The sequence below is a fragment of the Frigoribacterium endophyticum genome, assembly GCF_011759585.1.
Taxonomy (GTDB): Bacteria; Actinomycetota; Actinomycetes; order Actinomycetales; family Microbacteriaceae; genus Frigoribacterium; species Frigoribacterium endophyticum.
This window is the reverse complement of sequence record NZ_JAAOYV010000001.1, coordinates 944,204-958,250: the sequence shown is the minus strand read 5'-3', so window position 1 is coordinate 958,250 and position 14,047 is coordinate 944,204. Positions and strand designations below refer to the sequence as shown.

The 14,047-nt window shown below is 73.1% G+C and carries 17 protein-coding genes; 3 read left to right on the top strand and 14 right to left on the bottom strand.

The window, feature by feature from the left end; genetic code table 11:
- Nucleotides 1-25 precede the first annotated feature (25 nt).
- The gene (locus FHR77_RS04475) at nucleotides 26-856 is read right to left on the bottom strand and encodes an oxygenase MpaB family protein (protein ID WP_167258997.1); all 831 of its coding nucleotides are present in this window, start codon (nucleotides 854-856) and stop codon (nucleotides 26-28) included.
- Nucleotides 857-922: 66 nt separating this feature from the next.
- On the opposite strand from FHR77_RS04475, the gene FHR77_RS04470 reads away from it, so the two are divergent.
- On the top strand, nucleotides 923-1,423 hold the full coding sequence (locus tag FHR77_RS04470) for an NUDIX hydrolase (RefSeq protein ID WP_167258996.1): 501 nt from the start codon (nucleotides 923-925) through the stop codon (nucleotides 1,421-1,423).
- A 52-nt stretch (nucleotides 1,424-1,475) separates the two neighbouring features.
- Here the strand turns inward: FHR77_RS04470 and FHR77_RS04465 are convergent, their stop codons facing one another.
- The 5 genes from FHR77_RS04465 to FHR77_RS04445 all read right to left on the bottom strand — a co-directional run bounded on the left by FHR77_RS04465 (nucleotide 1,476) and on the right by FHR77_RS04445 (nucleotide 6,207).
- Nucleotides 1,476-3,107 (bottom strand): stealth conserved region 3 domain-containing protein, encoded by a 1,632-nt coding sequence (locus FHR77_RS04465; RefSeq protein ID WP_167258995.1) that lies wholly within the window; start codon nucleotides 3,105-3,107, stop codon nucleotides 1,476-1,478.
- Nucleotides 3,108-3,216: 109 nt separating this feature from the next.
- On the bottom strand, nucleotides 3,217-3,582 hold the full coding sequence (locus FHR77_RS04460) for a DUF6804 family protein (protein ID WP_167258994.1): 366 nt from the start codon (nucleotides 3,580-3,582) through the stop codon (nucleotides 3,217-3,219).
- A gap of 81 nt (nucleotides 3,583-3,663) precedes the next feature.
- Nucleotides 3,664-4,248, bottom strand: coding sequence for a GDSL-type esterase/lipase family protein (locus FHR77_RS04455; protein WP_167258993.1), 585 nt, complete (start codon nucleotides 4,246-4,248; stop codon nucleotides 3,664-3,666).
- Between the two features lie 85 nt (nucleotides 4,249-4,333).
- Nucleotides 4,334-4,573: a hypothetical protein gene (locus FHR77_RS04450; protein ID WP_167258992.1), complete on the bottom strand. Its 240-nt coding sequence runs from the start codon at nucleotides 4,571-4,573 to the stop codon at nucleotides 4,334-4,336.
- Nucleotides 4,570-6,207 (bottom strand): SDR family oxidoreductase, encoded by a 1,638-nt coding sequence (locus FHR77_RS04445; RefSeq protein ID WP_167258991.1) that lies wholly within the window; start codon nucleotides 6,205-6,207, stop codon nucleotides 4,570-4,572. Before FHR77_RS04445 ends, FHR77_RS04450 begins: the two co-directional genes overlap by 4 nt.
- A gap of 25 nt (nucleotides 6,208-6,232) precedes the next feature.
- Here FHR77_RS04445 and deoC point away from each other — a divergent pair, with 25 nt between their 5' ends.
- A complete protein-coding gene (deoC, locus tag FHR77_RS04440; RefSeq protein ID WP_167258990.1) occupies nucleotides 6,233-6,961 on the top strand; it encodes a deoxyribose-phosphate aldolase in 729 nt (242 codons plus the stop codon).
- Nucleotides 6,962-7,089: 128 nt separating this feature from the next.
- Here deoC and FHR77_RS04435 read toward each other — a convergent pair whose 3' ends face one another.
- The 8 genes from FHR77_RS04435 to FHR77_RS04400 form a co-directional block, all read right to left on the bottom strand.
- Nucleotides 7,090-8,031: a bifunctional riboflavin kinase/FAD synthetase gene (locus FHR77_RS04435; RefSeq protein WP_056054079.1), complete on the bottom strand. Its 942-nt coding sequence runs from the start codon at nucleotides 8,029-8,031 to the stop codon at nucleotides 7,090-7,092.
- A gap of 5 nt (nucleotides 8,032-8,036) precedes the next feature.
- Complete coding sequence (locus tag FHR77_RS04430) at nucleotides 8,037-8,492, bottom strand: hypothetical protein (RefSeq protein ID WP_424955527.1); 456 nt, start codon at nucleotides 8,490-8,492, stop codon at nucleotides 8,037-8,039.
- 79 nt (nucleotides 8,493-8,571) lie between these two features.
- A complete protein-coding gene (locus FHR77_RS04425) occupies nucleotides 8,572-8,940 on the bottom strand; it encodes a hypothetical protein (protein ID WP_167258989.1) in 369 nt (122 codons plus the stop codon).
- Nucleotides 8,937-9,851, bottom strand: coding sequence for a tRNA pseudouridine(55) synthase TruB (gene truB / locus FHR77_RS04420; protein ID WP_167258988.1), 915 nt, complete (start codon nucleotides 9,849-9,851; stop codon nucleotides 8,937-8,939). Before truB ends, FHR77_RS04425 begins: the two co-directional genes overlap by 4 nt.
- Nucleotides 9,852-9,885: 34 nt before the next feature.
- The gene (locus FHR77_RS04415; protein ID WP_167258987.1) at nucleotides 9,886-10,452 is read right to left on the bottom strand and encodes a nucleoside/nucleotide kinase family protein; all 567 of its coding nucleotides are present in this window, start codon (nucleotides 10,450-10,452) and stop codon (nucleotides 9,886-9,888) included.
- 34 nt (nucleotides 10,453-10,486) lie between these two features.
- Nucleotides 10,487-11,155: a hypothetical protein gene (locus tag FHR77_RS04410; protein WP_167258986.1), complete on the bottom strand. Its 669-nt coding sequence runs from the start codon at nucleotides 11,153-11,155 to the stop codon at nucleotides 10,487-10,489.
- A complete protein-coding gene (locus tag FHR77_RS04405; protein WP_167258985.1) occupies nucleotides 11,152-11,619 on the bottom strand; it encodes a hypothetical protein in 468 nt (155 codons plus the stop codon). Before FHR77_RS04405 ends, FHR77_RS04410 begins: the two co-directional genes overlap by 4 nt.
- 131 nt (nucleotides 11,620-11,750) lie before the next feature.
- Nucleotides 11,751-12,980 (bottom strand): hypothetical protein, encoded by a 1,230-nt coding sequence (locus tag FHR77_RS04400; RefSeq protein WP_167258984.1) that lies wholly within the window; start codon nucleotides 12,978-12,980, stop codon nucleotides 11,751-11,753.
- Between the two features lie 187 nt (nucleotides 12,981-13,167).
- Here FHR77_RS04400 and FHR77_RS04395 point away from each other — a divergent pair, with 187 nt between their 5' ends.
- Nucleotides 13,168-14,037 carry an HhH-GPD family protein gene (locus tag FHR77_RS04395; RefSeq protein WP_167258983.1) on the top strand — a complete coding sequence of 290 codons (870 nt, stop codon included), beginning with the start codon at nucleotides 13,168-13,170 and terminating at the stop codon, nucleotides 14,035-14,037.
- Nucleotides 14,038-14,047: the final 10 nt, after the last annotated feature.

The following is a 14,047-nucleotide window of genomic DNA, read 5'->3' as shown; positions in this document are numbered from 1 at the left end:
CGTCGACGCGACCCGCGGTGGCTTCCTAGCCCGCCTGCTCCGTGCCCCGCTGCGCCATGTAGCGCCGCAGCCGTCGCAGGTAGTGGTCCCGCAGCACGTGCCTGAGCCGGGCGGGCAGCCGCGGCACGACGACCCGGCTCACGCCCAGGACCACGTCGAAGAGGCCCTGCCGCACCGCTCCCCAGGGCAGGCCGAACGCCTCCCTCACCGTCGCCGGCAGCAGCCCCGCCGTCACGAGGCGTGCGAGCGGCATGGCCAGGCGGAGCGCCACGGGCACGCTCACCGGGTGCAGCAGCTGGTGCGCGACGTCGCGGGTGACCTCGTCGACGGACAGCCCGGCGAGCTGGGCGTCCCACCAGGTGCGGAACTCGGCCCGCGTCGCCGGCCACAGCTCCGGCGGCATCTGGAGAGCCGAGCCGACCACCACGTAGTCGCGGTAGACGTCCTCCGCCGCCTGGGGCGACAGGGCCCCGTGGACGCGTTCGTAGAGCGTGATCGCCGAGTCGTACAGCGTGGCGGCCACCCAGAGCTGCAGCTGCGGGTCGACCGCGTCGTAGGTGACCGGCGAGGAGGCGGTGCTCCGGACGGACCGGTGGGCCCGGTCCACGAGCGCCCGCACGAAGGCGACCTCGTCAGGCGTGCCGAAGACGATGGCGTAGAGGTAGGTCATCGTGCCGTGGAGTCGGGCGAGCGGCCGGTCGACGAAGTCGCTGTGGTCGGCGACCCCGTGCCCGACGGCCGGGTTCGCGAGCTGCAGCAGGATGGCCCGGCCGCCGCCGCCGAGCAGCAGCGACTCCCCCGCCATGTCGGAGATCGAGCGGACGTCGGCTCCCCACCGCACGTCGTCGCCCCTCATGCCGTCAGCCTACGCGCGGGGAGTCGCGGGCAGGCTCCCGCGAAGGAGGCTCGCTAGGCTCGCGGCATGGCCGTCCCCGACTTCATCCTGACCCTCCGCGAGTCGATCGGCACCGCGCCGCTCTGGCTCTCCGGCGTCACCGCCGTCGTCGAGCGGGGCGACGACCTGCTCATGGTCCGCCGCTCCGACACGGGCGAGTGGACGCCCGTCACCGGGATCATCGACCCGGGCGAGCACCCCGCCGACGCCGCCGTGCGCGAGGTGCTGGAGGAGGCCGACCTCCACGTCGTGCCCGTCCGCCTCGCCGCCCTCGGGGTGACCGAGGGCATCGTCTACGGCAACGGCGACCAGGCGAGCTACCTCGACCACACGTTCCTCATGCGCTGGCAGAGCGGCGACCCCTCGCCGGCCGACGGGGAGAACACCGAGGCCCGGTGGTTCCCCCGCGGCGACCTGCCGCCGATGACCGCCGACATGCGCGCCCGCGTCGACGCCGCGCTGTCGGGCGACCCGAGCGCGCAGTTCGTCGTGGCGGGCGAGGTGCGGCGGGGCGAGCACCCGGCGTGACCACCTGCAGGAGGCGCGGTGTCGGCGGGTACCGACCCGCGCCTCCCCGGGGCTACGCCTCGATCTGGTCCTGGTCGCCACCCGCTCGGCGGACACGGCGACGCTGCTCGGCCGTCTCGCGCTCGACGCGCTCCATCTCGGCTTTCTCCCACGGGGCCGCGAACGGGTAGTACCGCTCGAGGAAGTCGGTGACCGTCGCGGTGCGCTCCTCGTCGGTGACCTCGGGGAAGCTGCCGTCGTTGAGGCAGAAGAAGTCGTACGAGCGCTTCTTCAGCAGGTCGGAGAGCGAGGCGAGGTCGGCGACCGTCGTCGTGTCGACGTAGCGGACCCGGGCGGCTTCCTGGACGATCGCGCGCCCCGTCATCAACGAGTAGTAGTGGTAGAGCGAGTTCGTCACGGAGACGTTCTCCTTCGCCCGGAACGGGCTGGCCGCGGTCGCCCGGAACTCGTCCGCGAACTCGTGCTCCATCTCCGACATCACGCTGCGGCGCAGGGGCGCGGCGGTGTGCTCGAGGTGGCGCGTGGTGACCCGGCCGAAGCGCTGCTGCAGGAGGCGCCGGTTCACCCGCGCGGCGTTCTCGAAGCCGCTGCGCTCGGTGTTGTTCACGCCGAGCCCGATGCGCGTCTCGGCCTCGATGAACTTCGTCACCGAACCCGGCGAGAAGAACATCGACGGCGCGACCGGGCGCCCGAAGAACATGTCGTCGTTCGAGTAGAGGAAGTGCTCGCTGAGCCCCTCGATGTGGTGCAGCTGCGACTCGACGGCCTGCGAGTTGTGGGTCGGGAGGAACGAGAGGTCGGAGAAGAACTCCTCGCTGCGCACCACGCGCACGCGGGGGTGGTCGCCCAGCCACTCGGGGACGGGCGAGTCGGTCGCGACGTAGATGTTGCGGACCCACGGGGCGAACATGTACACGCTGCGGAGGGCGTACTTGAGCTCGTCGATCTGGCGGAACCGGGCCGGGGCGTCGTCGCCCTCGCCCACGACGTGGCGCTTCGCCTGCGCGGCACGGGCGCGCTGGTACTCGACCGAGTTGCCGTCGACCCAGGAGAAGACGATGTCGATGTCGAAGGTGATGTCGGTGGCGTGGTCGTCGAACATGTGCTCGAGGGTCGGCCACTCGAGGCCGTAGCGCTCGACGGTCGTCTCGACGGCCTCCTCGCGGGGCAGCGAGTACCGCATGAGGGAGTTCTCGACGGGCACGAGGACCTCGTCGTCGGTGAGGACCCAGAACTCGACCTGGACGGCCGTGCCGGCGCCGTAGCGGAGGCGGCCGATGGGCTCGACGCGGGGGCGGTACACCTTGAAGGCCCGCTCGGTCTCGGACTCGAGGCCCCCCTCGGCGACGAGGACGGCCTGGCCCTTGCGGGGCTTGGCGTAGAAGGGCTCGGAGCCCGACGCGGCGATCATGGCGTCGATGAAGGCACGGCGGTGGACCACGTCGACCGCCAGCACGGGGCGCACGTCGTTGCCGCGGACGAGGAGGAACGGGATGGCTGCCTCGTCGAGGACGCGACGGATGAAGAGGAGATCCTCGATCATCGACTGCTGCGGCGTGAGGTGACCGTTCAGGAGCGTGAACTGCCCCTTCCGCACCACCACGTCGTCGCGGTCCAGACCACCGGGTCGGGGACGAGGCGTCAGCAGAGGACTCTCTGTCGTACCGGTGATCTCGGTGACCATTCAGACTCAACTTCCCGTGGGGGCCTCGGGACGGCCTCCGCACTCTAGAACGAACTGATTTTAGCTGGTCGAAGCGGGTTCTCGTGCACGCCGGAGCGCCTCGCCCCGGTCAGCGACGTCGAGCAGGGCGGGCGTCGCCCGCCGCTTGCTCCGTCGGCACCTTCACGAGGACCCCCGTGACCACGAAAGCGACCGCGCCGGCGAACTGCAGGGCGGCCCACGGCTGGCCGGAGAGCGGCACGACGGCCACGGGGTTCCAGATCACCGCGATCGCCGCGAGGACGGGCAGCGCCCACCACGTGCGGCCGCGCCAGGCGAAGACCAGCATGATCAGCGCGAGGATCGCGACCGCGAAGCGCACGATCGTGAACGTCGGCGAGTCGAGCAGGAACGCCCCGACCGTCAGCACGATCGCCCCGAGCAGCCCGGGCGCCAGGGCGGGTCGCAGGAAGGCGGGAGCGGTGGGCGTGGGCACGGGCGGTGGACCTCTCGTCAGGCCGCGGGCGCGGCGCGGACGAGCCTATCGGGGCGCCCTGGGCGCCCCGACGCCCCGGGCTCAGTCGATGTCGTAGGGCACGTTGAGCACGCGCAGCGGCGCGCTCATCGGCGGCTCGTCGCGGAGCCGCGCCAGCCCGGGCACGAGCTCGGCGAGCCACGCCTCGTAGCCCGCGGCCGTGAGGTGCAGCTGGTCGTCGCTGAACTCGGGGCGGATCGCGTCGCCCGACTCGTCGGCCAGCGCGGGCCACAGGTCGAGGTACTGCGCCCGGACGGTCGAGGAGAACTGGCGGAGGTGCCGGTTCGCGTCCTTGATGCGCGGGGCGTAGTCGGCGCCCCGCGGCATGATCGACTGGAGCAGCAGCCGGGTGCCGGGCAGCTCGCGCCGCATCGTCACCATGATCGACTCGACGCCGCGCACGACCTGCTCGACGGTGCGTCGCTGGCCGAAGTCGTTCGTGCCGATCAGCAGCACGACCGAGTCGGGCTGGGCCGCCACGACGTCGTCGAGGCGCTCGGCCAGGCTGGTGGTGGTGTCGCCGTCGACGCCGAGCTCGACGACGTCGTCGTCGGGGAACCAGGCGGTCCAGTCGCCGCCTGCCGTGATGCTGTCTCCGACGAAGACGAGTTTCTCGCCGTGCGCCATGGGGGCCTCCTGTCGTCGTGTGCGCGACCGGCCGTGCTGCCCGAGGGCGGCTCCACCGGTCGCGGGGTGGTTCGACGCTACCGCGTCAGTCGCGGAAGCGTCGAGGTCGATGGGACGAGATGCGGTCGAGGCCCCGTCGCACGCCGGGCAGCAGCACGACGAACGACGCGACCACGACGACGATCCCGAGGGTCACGCCCAGCCACAGCGGCACGGGCGAGGCGGGGCCGTCGCCCCCGGGGCCGAACGGCGACGGGGTCGGCGTCAACGTCGTCGACGCCCGCAGCAGCGGCGCCAGCAGCGGGGCGGCGAGCAGCGGCGTCACGACCCGGCCGCGCTGCTGCCGTGGGCGTCGTCGGCCGCGACCCGCGCCTCCTGGGCTCCTCGCCCCGCGGGCACGTCGTCACCGTGGGAGGCGGCGGCCGCGTCCCGCTCGGCGGTGGCGGTGATGCGCTCGAGCATGCCGGAGAAGATCACCCCGTGGAAGGGCAGGATCGCGAACCAGTACAGGCGCCCGCCGAGCCCCTGCGGGAAGAAGACCGCGCGCTGGCGGTAGTGGGAGCCGCCGCCCTCGCGGGGCGTGACGGTCATCTCCAGCCACGCGCCGCCCGGCACCTTCATCTCGGCCCGGAGCCGCAGCAGGTGGCCGCGCTCGATCTTCTCGACGCGCCACCAGTCGAGGGCGTCGCCCGCACGGAGCGTGCTGCGGCTGCGACGGCCACGCTGCAGCCCCACTCCCCCGACGAGCCGGTCCATCCAGCCCCGCGCGGCCCAGGCCAGCGGGAACGAGTACCAGCCGTTCTCGCCGCCGATGCTCTCGACGACCTTCCAGAGCTCCTCCGGAGGCGCGGTCGAGTCGGTCTCCCGGTCGTCGGTGTAGACGATGTGGCCCGACCAGTCGGGGTCGCTGGGCAGGAGGTCGCTGGGCGCTCCCGACACCGAGCTGTCCTGCCAGCTCGTCTCGACCTCGCCGTCCTTCTCGCGCTGCAGCGCGAGGCGCACGGCCTGGCGGTAGCGCAGCAGGCCCTCGGCCGGCGCCGGCACGTACTGGTCGATGTCGTGCTCATGCACGACGCAGTCGTACTGGAGCGACGCGATGATCGGCACGGCGAGGGCGCGCGGCACCGGAGTGACGAGGTTGACCCACTGCGAGGCCAGCCACGGCGTGAAGACCGGCAGCGAGGCGATGGGGCGCTGCTTCAGCCCCGCCTCCAGGGCGTAGCCGTTCATCATCTGGCCGTATCGGAGGACGTCGGGGCCCCCGATGTCGAAGGTGCGGTTGACGTCGGCGGGCACGTCGGCGGCGCCGAGGAGGTAGTGCAGCACGTCGCGGACGGCGATCGGCTGGATCTGGTTGCGGACCCACTTCGGCGCGGGCATGTAGGGCAGGACGTCGGTGAGGTGGCGGATCATCTCGAACGACGCCGAGCCCGATCCGATGACCACGCCCGCCTGGAGGGCGACCGTCGGGACCCCGCTCGCCAGCAGGATGTCGCCGACCTCCTTGCGCGACTGGAGGTGCTTCGAGAGCTCGCCCTCGGGGTGCAGGCCGCCGAGGTAGACGATGCGGCCGACGCCTGCCTCACGGGCGGCGTCGGCGACGGTGTGGGCGGCCTCCGCCTCCGCCGCCTCGAAGTCGCCGCGACCGCCCATCGCGTGGGCGAGGTAGTAGACGACGTCGACGCCCTCCATGGCGGGGCGGACGGTGGAGGCGTCGGTGAGGTCGCCCTCGACGACCTCCACGTCGCCGGCCCACGGGACGTCGACGAGCTTGCCGGGGCTCCGCACCAGGACGCGCACGTCGGCGCCGGCCGCCACCAGGCGCGGCGTCAGACGCCCGCCGATGTAGCCGGTCGAGCCGGTGACGAGGACACGGCGCCGCGCGACCGCGCCGTCGTTCTCGCGCACGACGGGGTCGGCGGCGGGGCGGGGGTCGGACGGGACGGGGTCGGTGGCCATGTGCCCAAGCTACGCTGGCAGCATCATGACTACCCAGCAGCTCCCCACGGTCGCCGCCGTCGCCGGCATGATCGACCACGCGATCCTCAAGCCCGAACTGACCCGTGCCGACGTCGACGAGGCGCTCGACACGGCCGCGGCGCACCACGTCTTCAGCGTGTGCGTCCGCCCCTCCGACGTCGCCCACGCCGTCTCCCGCCTCGAGGGCACCGGCGTCCTCGTCGGCACCGTCATCGGCTTCCCCCACGGCACGACCTCGACCGAGGCCAAGGTCGCCGAGTCCCGTCAGGCCGTCGCCGACGGCGCCGTCGAGCTCGACATGGTCGTCAACGTCGGCCGGCTGCGCAGCGGCCTGCTCGTCGACGTCGAGGCCGACGTCCGCGCCGTGGTCGAGGCCGCGGGCGACCTCGTCGTCAAGGTCATCCTCGAGACCGCCTTCCTCAGCGACGACGAGATCGTCGCGGGCTCGAAGGCCGCCGAGCGGGCCGGCGCGGCCTTCGTCAAGACCTCCACCGGGTTCGCCGGCGGCGGCGCGACCCTCCCCCACCTGCGCCTCATGCGCGACGCGGTCGGCGAGGCCGTCCAGGTCAAGGCGTCGGGCGGCGTGCGCGGCCTCGACACCGTCCTCGAGATGCTCGACCTCGGCGTGACCCGCTTCGGCACCAGCGCCAGCGGCACCATCCTCGACGACCTCGCGCACCGGCTCGAGACCGGCAGCGCCTCCGGCGCCGGGGACGACACGACGTCGTACTGAGGCGACGCCGGAACAGAGCAGGAGGCCCGCACGACGATCGTCGTGCGGGCCTCCTGGCGTCCGGGGGGCCGGGCCGTCGGGGCGCGGGCTCATCCTGCCGGCGCGGGCCGAGGCCGCGCGGTGCGGGCTCAGGGCGCGGGCGCCCCGAGGATCTCACGGCACCGCACGACGTCGGCCCGGATGTGGGCGATCAGCGCGTCGAGCCCCTCGAAGGCGACGTTGCCCCGCACCCAGTCGACGAAGTGCACGGTGATCTCCTGCCCGTAGAGGTCGAGCGTCACGTCGAGCAGGTGAGCCTCGACCTGCTTCTCGGGCACGCCCTCGAAGGTCGGGTTGTTGCCGACGGAGACGGCCGCCGGGTACAGGGTGTCGCCGACGAGCACCCTGGCGGCGTAGACGCCGTCGGCGGGCACGAAGCCCTCGCTGTGCGGCTCGAGGTTGGCGGTGGGGAACCCCAGCTCGCGGCCGCGCTGCTCGCCCTGGACGACGACGCCCCGCACCGCCGGCTCCCGGCCGAGCAGCTCGGCGGCCTCACGGACGCGGCCCCCGTCGAGCAGCTCGCGGATCCAGGTCGAGGAGGCGCGGCGTGCGCCCCCGGGGCGGACGTCGTCGATCGAGACCACGCGGAGCCCGCGGGTGGCCCCGAGTTCGCGGAGCGTGTCGACGGTGCCGCTGCCCCGGACGCCGAAGCGGAAGTCGTCGCCGACGAAGACGACCCGCGCGTGGAGGGCGCCCACGAGGATCCTGTCGACGAACTCCTCGGGAGCGAGGGCGCGGAGCTCGTCGTCGAAGGTGAGCATGAGCGTCGCGGCGACGCCCGCCTGCTCGAGGAGCTCGCGCTTCTGGCGGTTGCTGACCAGGGCCCGAGGCACGTCGCCCGGTCGCAGCACGGCGAGCGGGTGCCGGTCGAAGGTGACGACGGTGCTCACGAGGCCCTCGTCGGCGGCCACCTGCTCGAGGAGGTCGATGACGGCCCGGTGGCCGACGTGGACCCCGTCGAACTTGCCGATGGTCACCGCGCTCGGCCCGAAGTCGGCCGGGACGGAGGCGACGGTCTCGAAGAACTGCACGTCGCCTACTCGGGCAGGCCGGTGACGGACTCCGGCTCGCCGTCGTGCGCGCGCTCGGCGGCGGTCGGTCGGGTGCGCGCGAGCCAGATCATGCCCAGCACGGGCAGCAGGAGCGGCACGAAGCCGTAGCCGCGGCCGAAGAACGACCAGACGGTGTCGTCGGGGAAGAGGGCCGGGTCGAGCGCGGTCACGAGCCCGACGATCAGGACGCCGGCGAGCTCGAACGAGATGGTCGCCCAGGCGACGGCGTAGGAGGTGGTGCCCCGCTTCACGAGGGCCACGGTCGCGACGATGTACACGACCGCCGAGAGGGCGCTCAGCGTGTAGGCGAGCGGCGCCTCCGAGAACTGCTCGGCGATCTGGAAGACGGAGCGGCCGGTGGCCGCCAGGGCGAGGAGGGCGTAGACCGCGACGAGGACCCGGCCGAGACCGACAGCGCGCGTTGACTTCTGAGTGACCATCATCGACCAGGATAGGTCGCGGTCGCCGTGCGCGCCGACACGGGCGGCAGGGTCGACGGGATGCGGCTCGACGACGGCGTCACGCGACCTGCACCGTCCAGATCTGGAGCATGCGGTAGACCATCACGGCGACCGCGAACACCGACGCCGCGAGCACGAGGTTGCTCCACCGGGTCCGGTCGACGAGCGCCCAGACCACCGCCAGGGGCGGCAGGAGGATGGCCGACACGAGGTAGATGTAGAACTCGACGACGTTGCCGGTGGGCGGGTTGCCGACGAACGGGGCCACGATCGCGACGACGAGCTGGACGAGCAGCAGCACGAGCACGAGGGCCGTCGCACCGACGGTGACGTCGTTCGGCAGCTTGCGGGCGAACCCGGCGACGACGCAGACGAGGCCGGCGACGCAGGCCACGACGACCTGCACCCAGGTGAACCACTCGATCATGCCGACACCTCGTCGCTCGGGAAGTTGACGATGGGCACGGCCTGCCCCCGCCGCACCTCGACCAGACCGGCGAGGTCCCCGGAGGGCGTCACGGCGGCGACGGGCCCGGCCGTGTCGTCGATGCCCACGGTGACGCGCTTGCCGTGGCCGAGGTCGACCGTCTCGTCGGAGGACATCCGCCAGACGGGGAAGAGGCGCTCCGCCACCGCGGTGGGGGGCAGCAGGGCGGGCGCGACGTCGATGCCCTCGAGCACGGCGGCGTCGGCGACGTCGAAGGGGCCGACGGTCGTGCGGCGCAGGGCCGTGAGGTGCCCGCCGACGCCGAGCCCGGCACCCAGGTCGCGGGCCAGCGCCCGCACGTAGGTGCCGGACGAGCAGCGCACGCGGACGTCGAGGTCCCGGACGCTCACGGTGCGCCCGGCTTCGTCGACGACCTCGGCGGTTCGCCGATCGTGGACGGAGAACTCGGAGACCGTCACGTCGCGGGCCTTGAGCTCGACCTCGACGCCCTCGCGGGCGAGGTCGTACGCGCGACGGCCGTTCACCTTGATGGCGCTCACGGTCGTGGGCACCTGGCTGATCGGGCCGCTCAGGGCCCGCACCCCGGCGTCGATCGCGTCGTCGGCGACCGCGGAGGCGTCGTGCGTGGCGGTCGTCTCGCCCTCGGAGTCGTCGGTGGTCGTCGCGACGCCGAGGCGGATGGTCGCCTCGTAGGTCTTGTCGAGGCCGACGAGGAAGGTCAGGAGGCGCGTCGACGAGTTCAGGCCGAGCACGAGGAGCCCGGTGGCCAGCGGGTCGAGGGTGCCGGCGTGGCCGACCTTGCGGGTGCCGGCAGCCCGACGGACGCGCGACACGACGTCGTGGCTGGTGATGCCCTGCGGCTTGTCGACGAGGAGGATGCCGCTGTTCACGCGACGACGCTACCGCACCCGCGAGGGGCGGACCTCAGCACGCGTCGTCGAACACGCGGCGCGGGTGCTCCGGGTCGCTGACGTCGACGACGTAGGTGGCCCGGGCTCGGAGGCCGCCGCGGTGGGCGTCGGCCGTGACCCAGACGCTGTAGTTCCAGAGACCGGCGAGCTCGGGCTCGTTGAGCCCGGCGCCGTCGACGAGGAGGAGCGCGTCGGCGGGCCCGGTGACCCAGCGCGGCTCGGCGGCGCGACGGGCCTCGCGGTCGTAGGCCGCCTCGACCCACCCGGTGCTGCCGCCGAGGCGGAAGGGCTCGATGAGCACGCGGCGGAAGAGCTCGGGCGCGAAGGCCGGGTCGGCGGCGCCGATGTCGGGCGACGAGCCCGTGTCCACGGGGACGACGAAGTCCTCGACGGAGGCGCGGAAGGCCGCGTGCCCGAGCTCGCGGAGGGCGTCGGCGAGGTCGTCGGCGAACGCGGCCTGGCCGGCACCGGGCAGGCCGTCGACGGCGACGAAGGCGCGGCCCCTCGAGTAGTTGTGCAGGATCTCGGTCGCGAGTGCACGGAGCGTGTCTTTCTTGGCGGGGGCCCAGCGGGTGGTCATGAGGTCACCCTAGGCCGCGGTGCCGCGCGGCGGCTCAGCGGCCGGTGATCACCCGGCCCTCCGCGTCGAGCCAGCGCACGGTGGTGAGCATCGCGTCGAACAGCTCGACGAGCGCGTCCGCCACGGCGTCGCTGGCGCCGTCCGTGCCGGTGGTGCGCTCGTGGGTCTCGAGCACGGTCAGCGTCGCCGACACGAGACGGTCGAGCTGCCCGGTCACCCTGCTGAGCATCGTGCGCCGGCGGACCACCCGACCCGGGGAGTCGCGGGCCGGCTGCCCACCGTCGGTCTCGCTCCACACGACCGCCGGTTCACCTCCCACGCCCAGGGCTGTCGCGCCGCGGCCGACCCGCCCCAGCAGCAGCAGGTCGAGGTCGTCCGTCGACCGTGCAACGACCGGCACCACGGTGACCACGATGCTCGCGGTCGTGCCGGTGTCGGGCAGCGGCCCCGCGGTCACGTAGGAGTCGAGCACGTGGCCGTCGACGTCGGCGGCGCGGGCCTCGATCAGCCCGCTGCCGACCCTCCGGGCGAACTCCGCCGGGACCTCCCCGCCGAGGACGCTGCCGAGCTGGTCGACGACGGCGTCGAAGGCCATCTCCGGACGCAGCTGCCCCGGGATCTGCACCCAGCCCCGCGGCACCATCACCGCGTAGCCCACGCCGACGATGCCCGGCCCCCGCCGCACCCACCGTGGCGCGGTCATCGGTCGATCCCCGTTCCGCGGAGCAACCGAGCCCGCACTGGGTCGAGCGACTCGACCGGCTCGTCGGCAGCCGGGTGGCCCCGGCGACGTGCTAGCAGTCGACGCACGCCACGGATCAGGTACACGACGAACGCCACGCCCGCTGAGGCCAGCATCGTGAAGCCCGCGAGCCCCGCGGGAGCAGCCCAGACCGGCGCCGCATCGAAGGCCCACCAGTGGTTCAGGCAGAGCAGGCCGTCAGCAGCCCACACGAAGCTCATCAGCCCCGGCTGGCTGCCACTGGGCGTTCTTCCGCGGCGAACCACCATCTCCACGGCCATGGGCACGATGCCGATCCCCATGCCGACGAACACGAGGCCCGGCATGTCGACCGGAGGCCAACCGGGTGACGACTCGAAGACCGTCTCGATCTCGGATGACCGGCGGCCATCCGCCTCCCAGCGCACGGCGATGATCACCAGCACGATGTTGAAGCTCTGAATGACGAGTACCGGAACCAGACTGCCGTAGTAGGCGACGACCCAGAACCCTGCCGAGATCGGATCAGAAGCACCGCTCGACCTCCGGCCTCTGTTCGTGGACGGGGCTCTCGCGCTCACTTGGTGACTCCCGCCCGCTGCAGCCGGCCGTGAGGATCCAGAACTCGCAACCCACTCACCGCGAAGTCGCTACCGGACAAGATGCGAGCGTGCCGCAGATCGCGGAGCGCACCGGCGACGGTGACGGCGTCGTCGAATTCTGCTCCGGGTCGGTCACTTCGCAGGAACCGTCGTATCTGAGCCATGTCGACGTCCCCCAGGTTCTGCCGGAGGGACTTGCTGAGGAGGCCAGGGGCGGCTCGGTCCCACGTCGCCTTGACCCATGCCGTCGCCAGCGACCGCGACTGGCCCGACGCGACCAAGCCGTTGACCCGGTTCACTGCGATGCCCTTCGCAGCGGTCTTGGCACCAGCGACGAGGACCGATCCGGTGCCGAAGGTGGCGAGGGACAGGGCAGCGAAGGCGACGTCCGACCACTCGCCAGTCCCGACGGCGGCTTGAGCGGTCGTGACGGCCAGGACGCCGACCATGAGGGCGAAAGCGAAGACGTTGACGCCCGGGATGAAGAGAGCCGCGACGGCCAGCGCCATGCCCACGAAGCCTGCGGCGGTGACGAGGCCGTCGAGCCAGTGGTCGTTGTCCTCCATCCACTGCTGGAAGCCGTCGAAGGCCACGCCCGCGGCCCCGCTCACGTCGTCCCAGAACGAGTCGCGGGGCCCGTCGGCCTCGAGGTCGTCCAGGCGCGCGATCGCGGTCGTCGCGGCGGCCTCGACCGCGGCGTGCGCGGGGTCCACGCGGCCACCGTGGAGCACGACACGCTCGGCAGCCTCGGCGAGGCGCAGGCGCTGCACGCGAGCGAGCTCCTCGTAGTCGGCCCGCGCCTCCTCGCCGACCGCGACCAGGGCCATCCCCTCGTACTTCTCGACCAGCCGTCGGGCTGCGTCGCGGTCGTCGACCGCGAGGCCGTGCTCCCGGAGGGCGGGCGCCGAGGCCGTCTGCGCCTCCGCCAGGGCGGCGGCGTAGGCCCGCAACGCCTCCCCCGCGCCCTGGTAGCGCCGGTGCACCGTCCGCAGCTGCTGCTCGACCTCGCCGGCCGCGGCGAGGAACGCCTCGACCGCGTCGCTCTGCGCGCCCTCGGCGTCCAGGGAGCGCAACGACTCCGCCGCCGACCAGATCAGCTCGGCCGTCGCCCCCCACCGCACGGCCAGCGCCAGCACCTGGCTGGGATCGCCGGTGACCCGGGGCTTCGACAGGTCGCCCGCGAAGCTCACGATGACTCGTCGCACGCGGTGCAGGGGCAGCAGGCTGTTCTCATGGCGGGGTCCTGTCTCACAGTGGTCGGCGGACTGCCCATCAACATTCCACATGTACCGTTCTGTCGCCACTCGGCCCCCGGCTCTGGGGACGACGACCGGGGCACCGCGCCTGGGGAGGGCGCGCCTCCGTCGAGGGCGCGCGGCCTAGGATCGTCCGGTGCCCCTCGCCTCCCCCGTCGCCGCCTGGTTCCGCGAGAACGGGCGGGACCTGCCCTGGCGCCGGCCGGGGTTCACCGCGTGGGGAACGATCGTCAGCGAGGTGATGCTCCAGCAGACGCCGGTCGTCCGCGTCGTCCCGCGCCTCCGGCAGTGGCTCGAGCGCTGGCCCACGCCCACCGACCTGGCCGCCTCCCCCGCCTCCGACGCCGTCCGCGCCTGGGACCGCCTGGGCTACCCCCGTCGCGCCCTCGCGCTGCACGCCGCCGCCGTGGCGATCACCGAGCGGCACGGCGGAGTCGTCCCCGAGGAGGTGCCCGACCTCCTGGCGCTGCCCGGGGTCGGCGACTACACGGCCCGGGCCGTCGCCGTCTTCGCTTACGGGCACCGGCACCCGGTCGTCGACACGAACGTGCGTCGCGTCCTGGCCCGTGCCGTCGAGGGCCTGGCCGAGCCCTGGGCGCCGTCGGCCCGTCGTGACCTGCCGCTGATGGAGGCTCAGCTGCCCCTCGACCGAGAGGAGGCGCGGGTCGTCAGCGCAGGAGTGATGGAGCTGGGTGCCCTGGTCTGCACCGCCCGCTCGCCCCGCTGCGACGAGTGCCCCCTGATCGCGGAGTGCGCGTGGGTCCTCGCCGGACGCCCGGCGCACGTCGGGCCGCGCCTCCGCACCCAGGCGAAGTTCGAGGGATCGGACCGCCAGGTGCGCGGGCTCGTCATGGCGGAGCTGCGGGCGAGCGACGTGCCCGTCACCGCCGCGGAGATCACGACGGTGTGGCCCGACGCCGCCCAGCGCGACAGAGCCCTCGCCGGCCTGCTCCGTGACGGGTTGGTCACGGGCAGCGCCGACGAGGGCTGGGAACTGCCGAGCTGACGACGCGAGG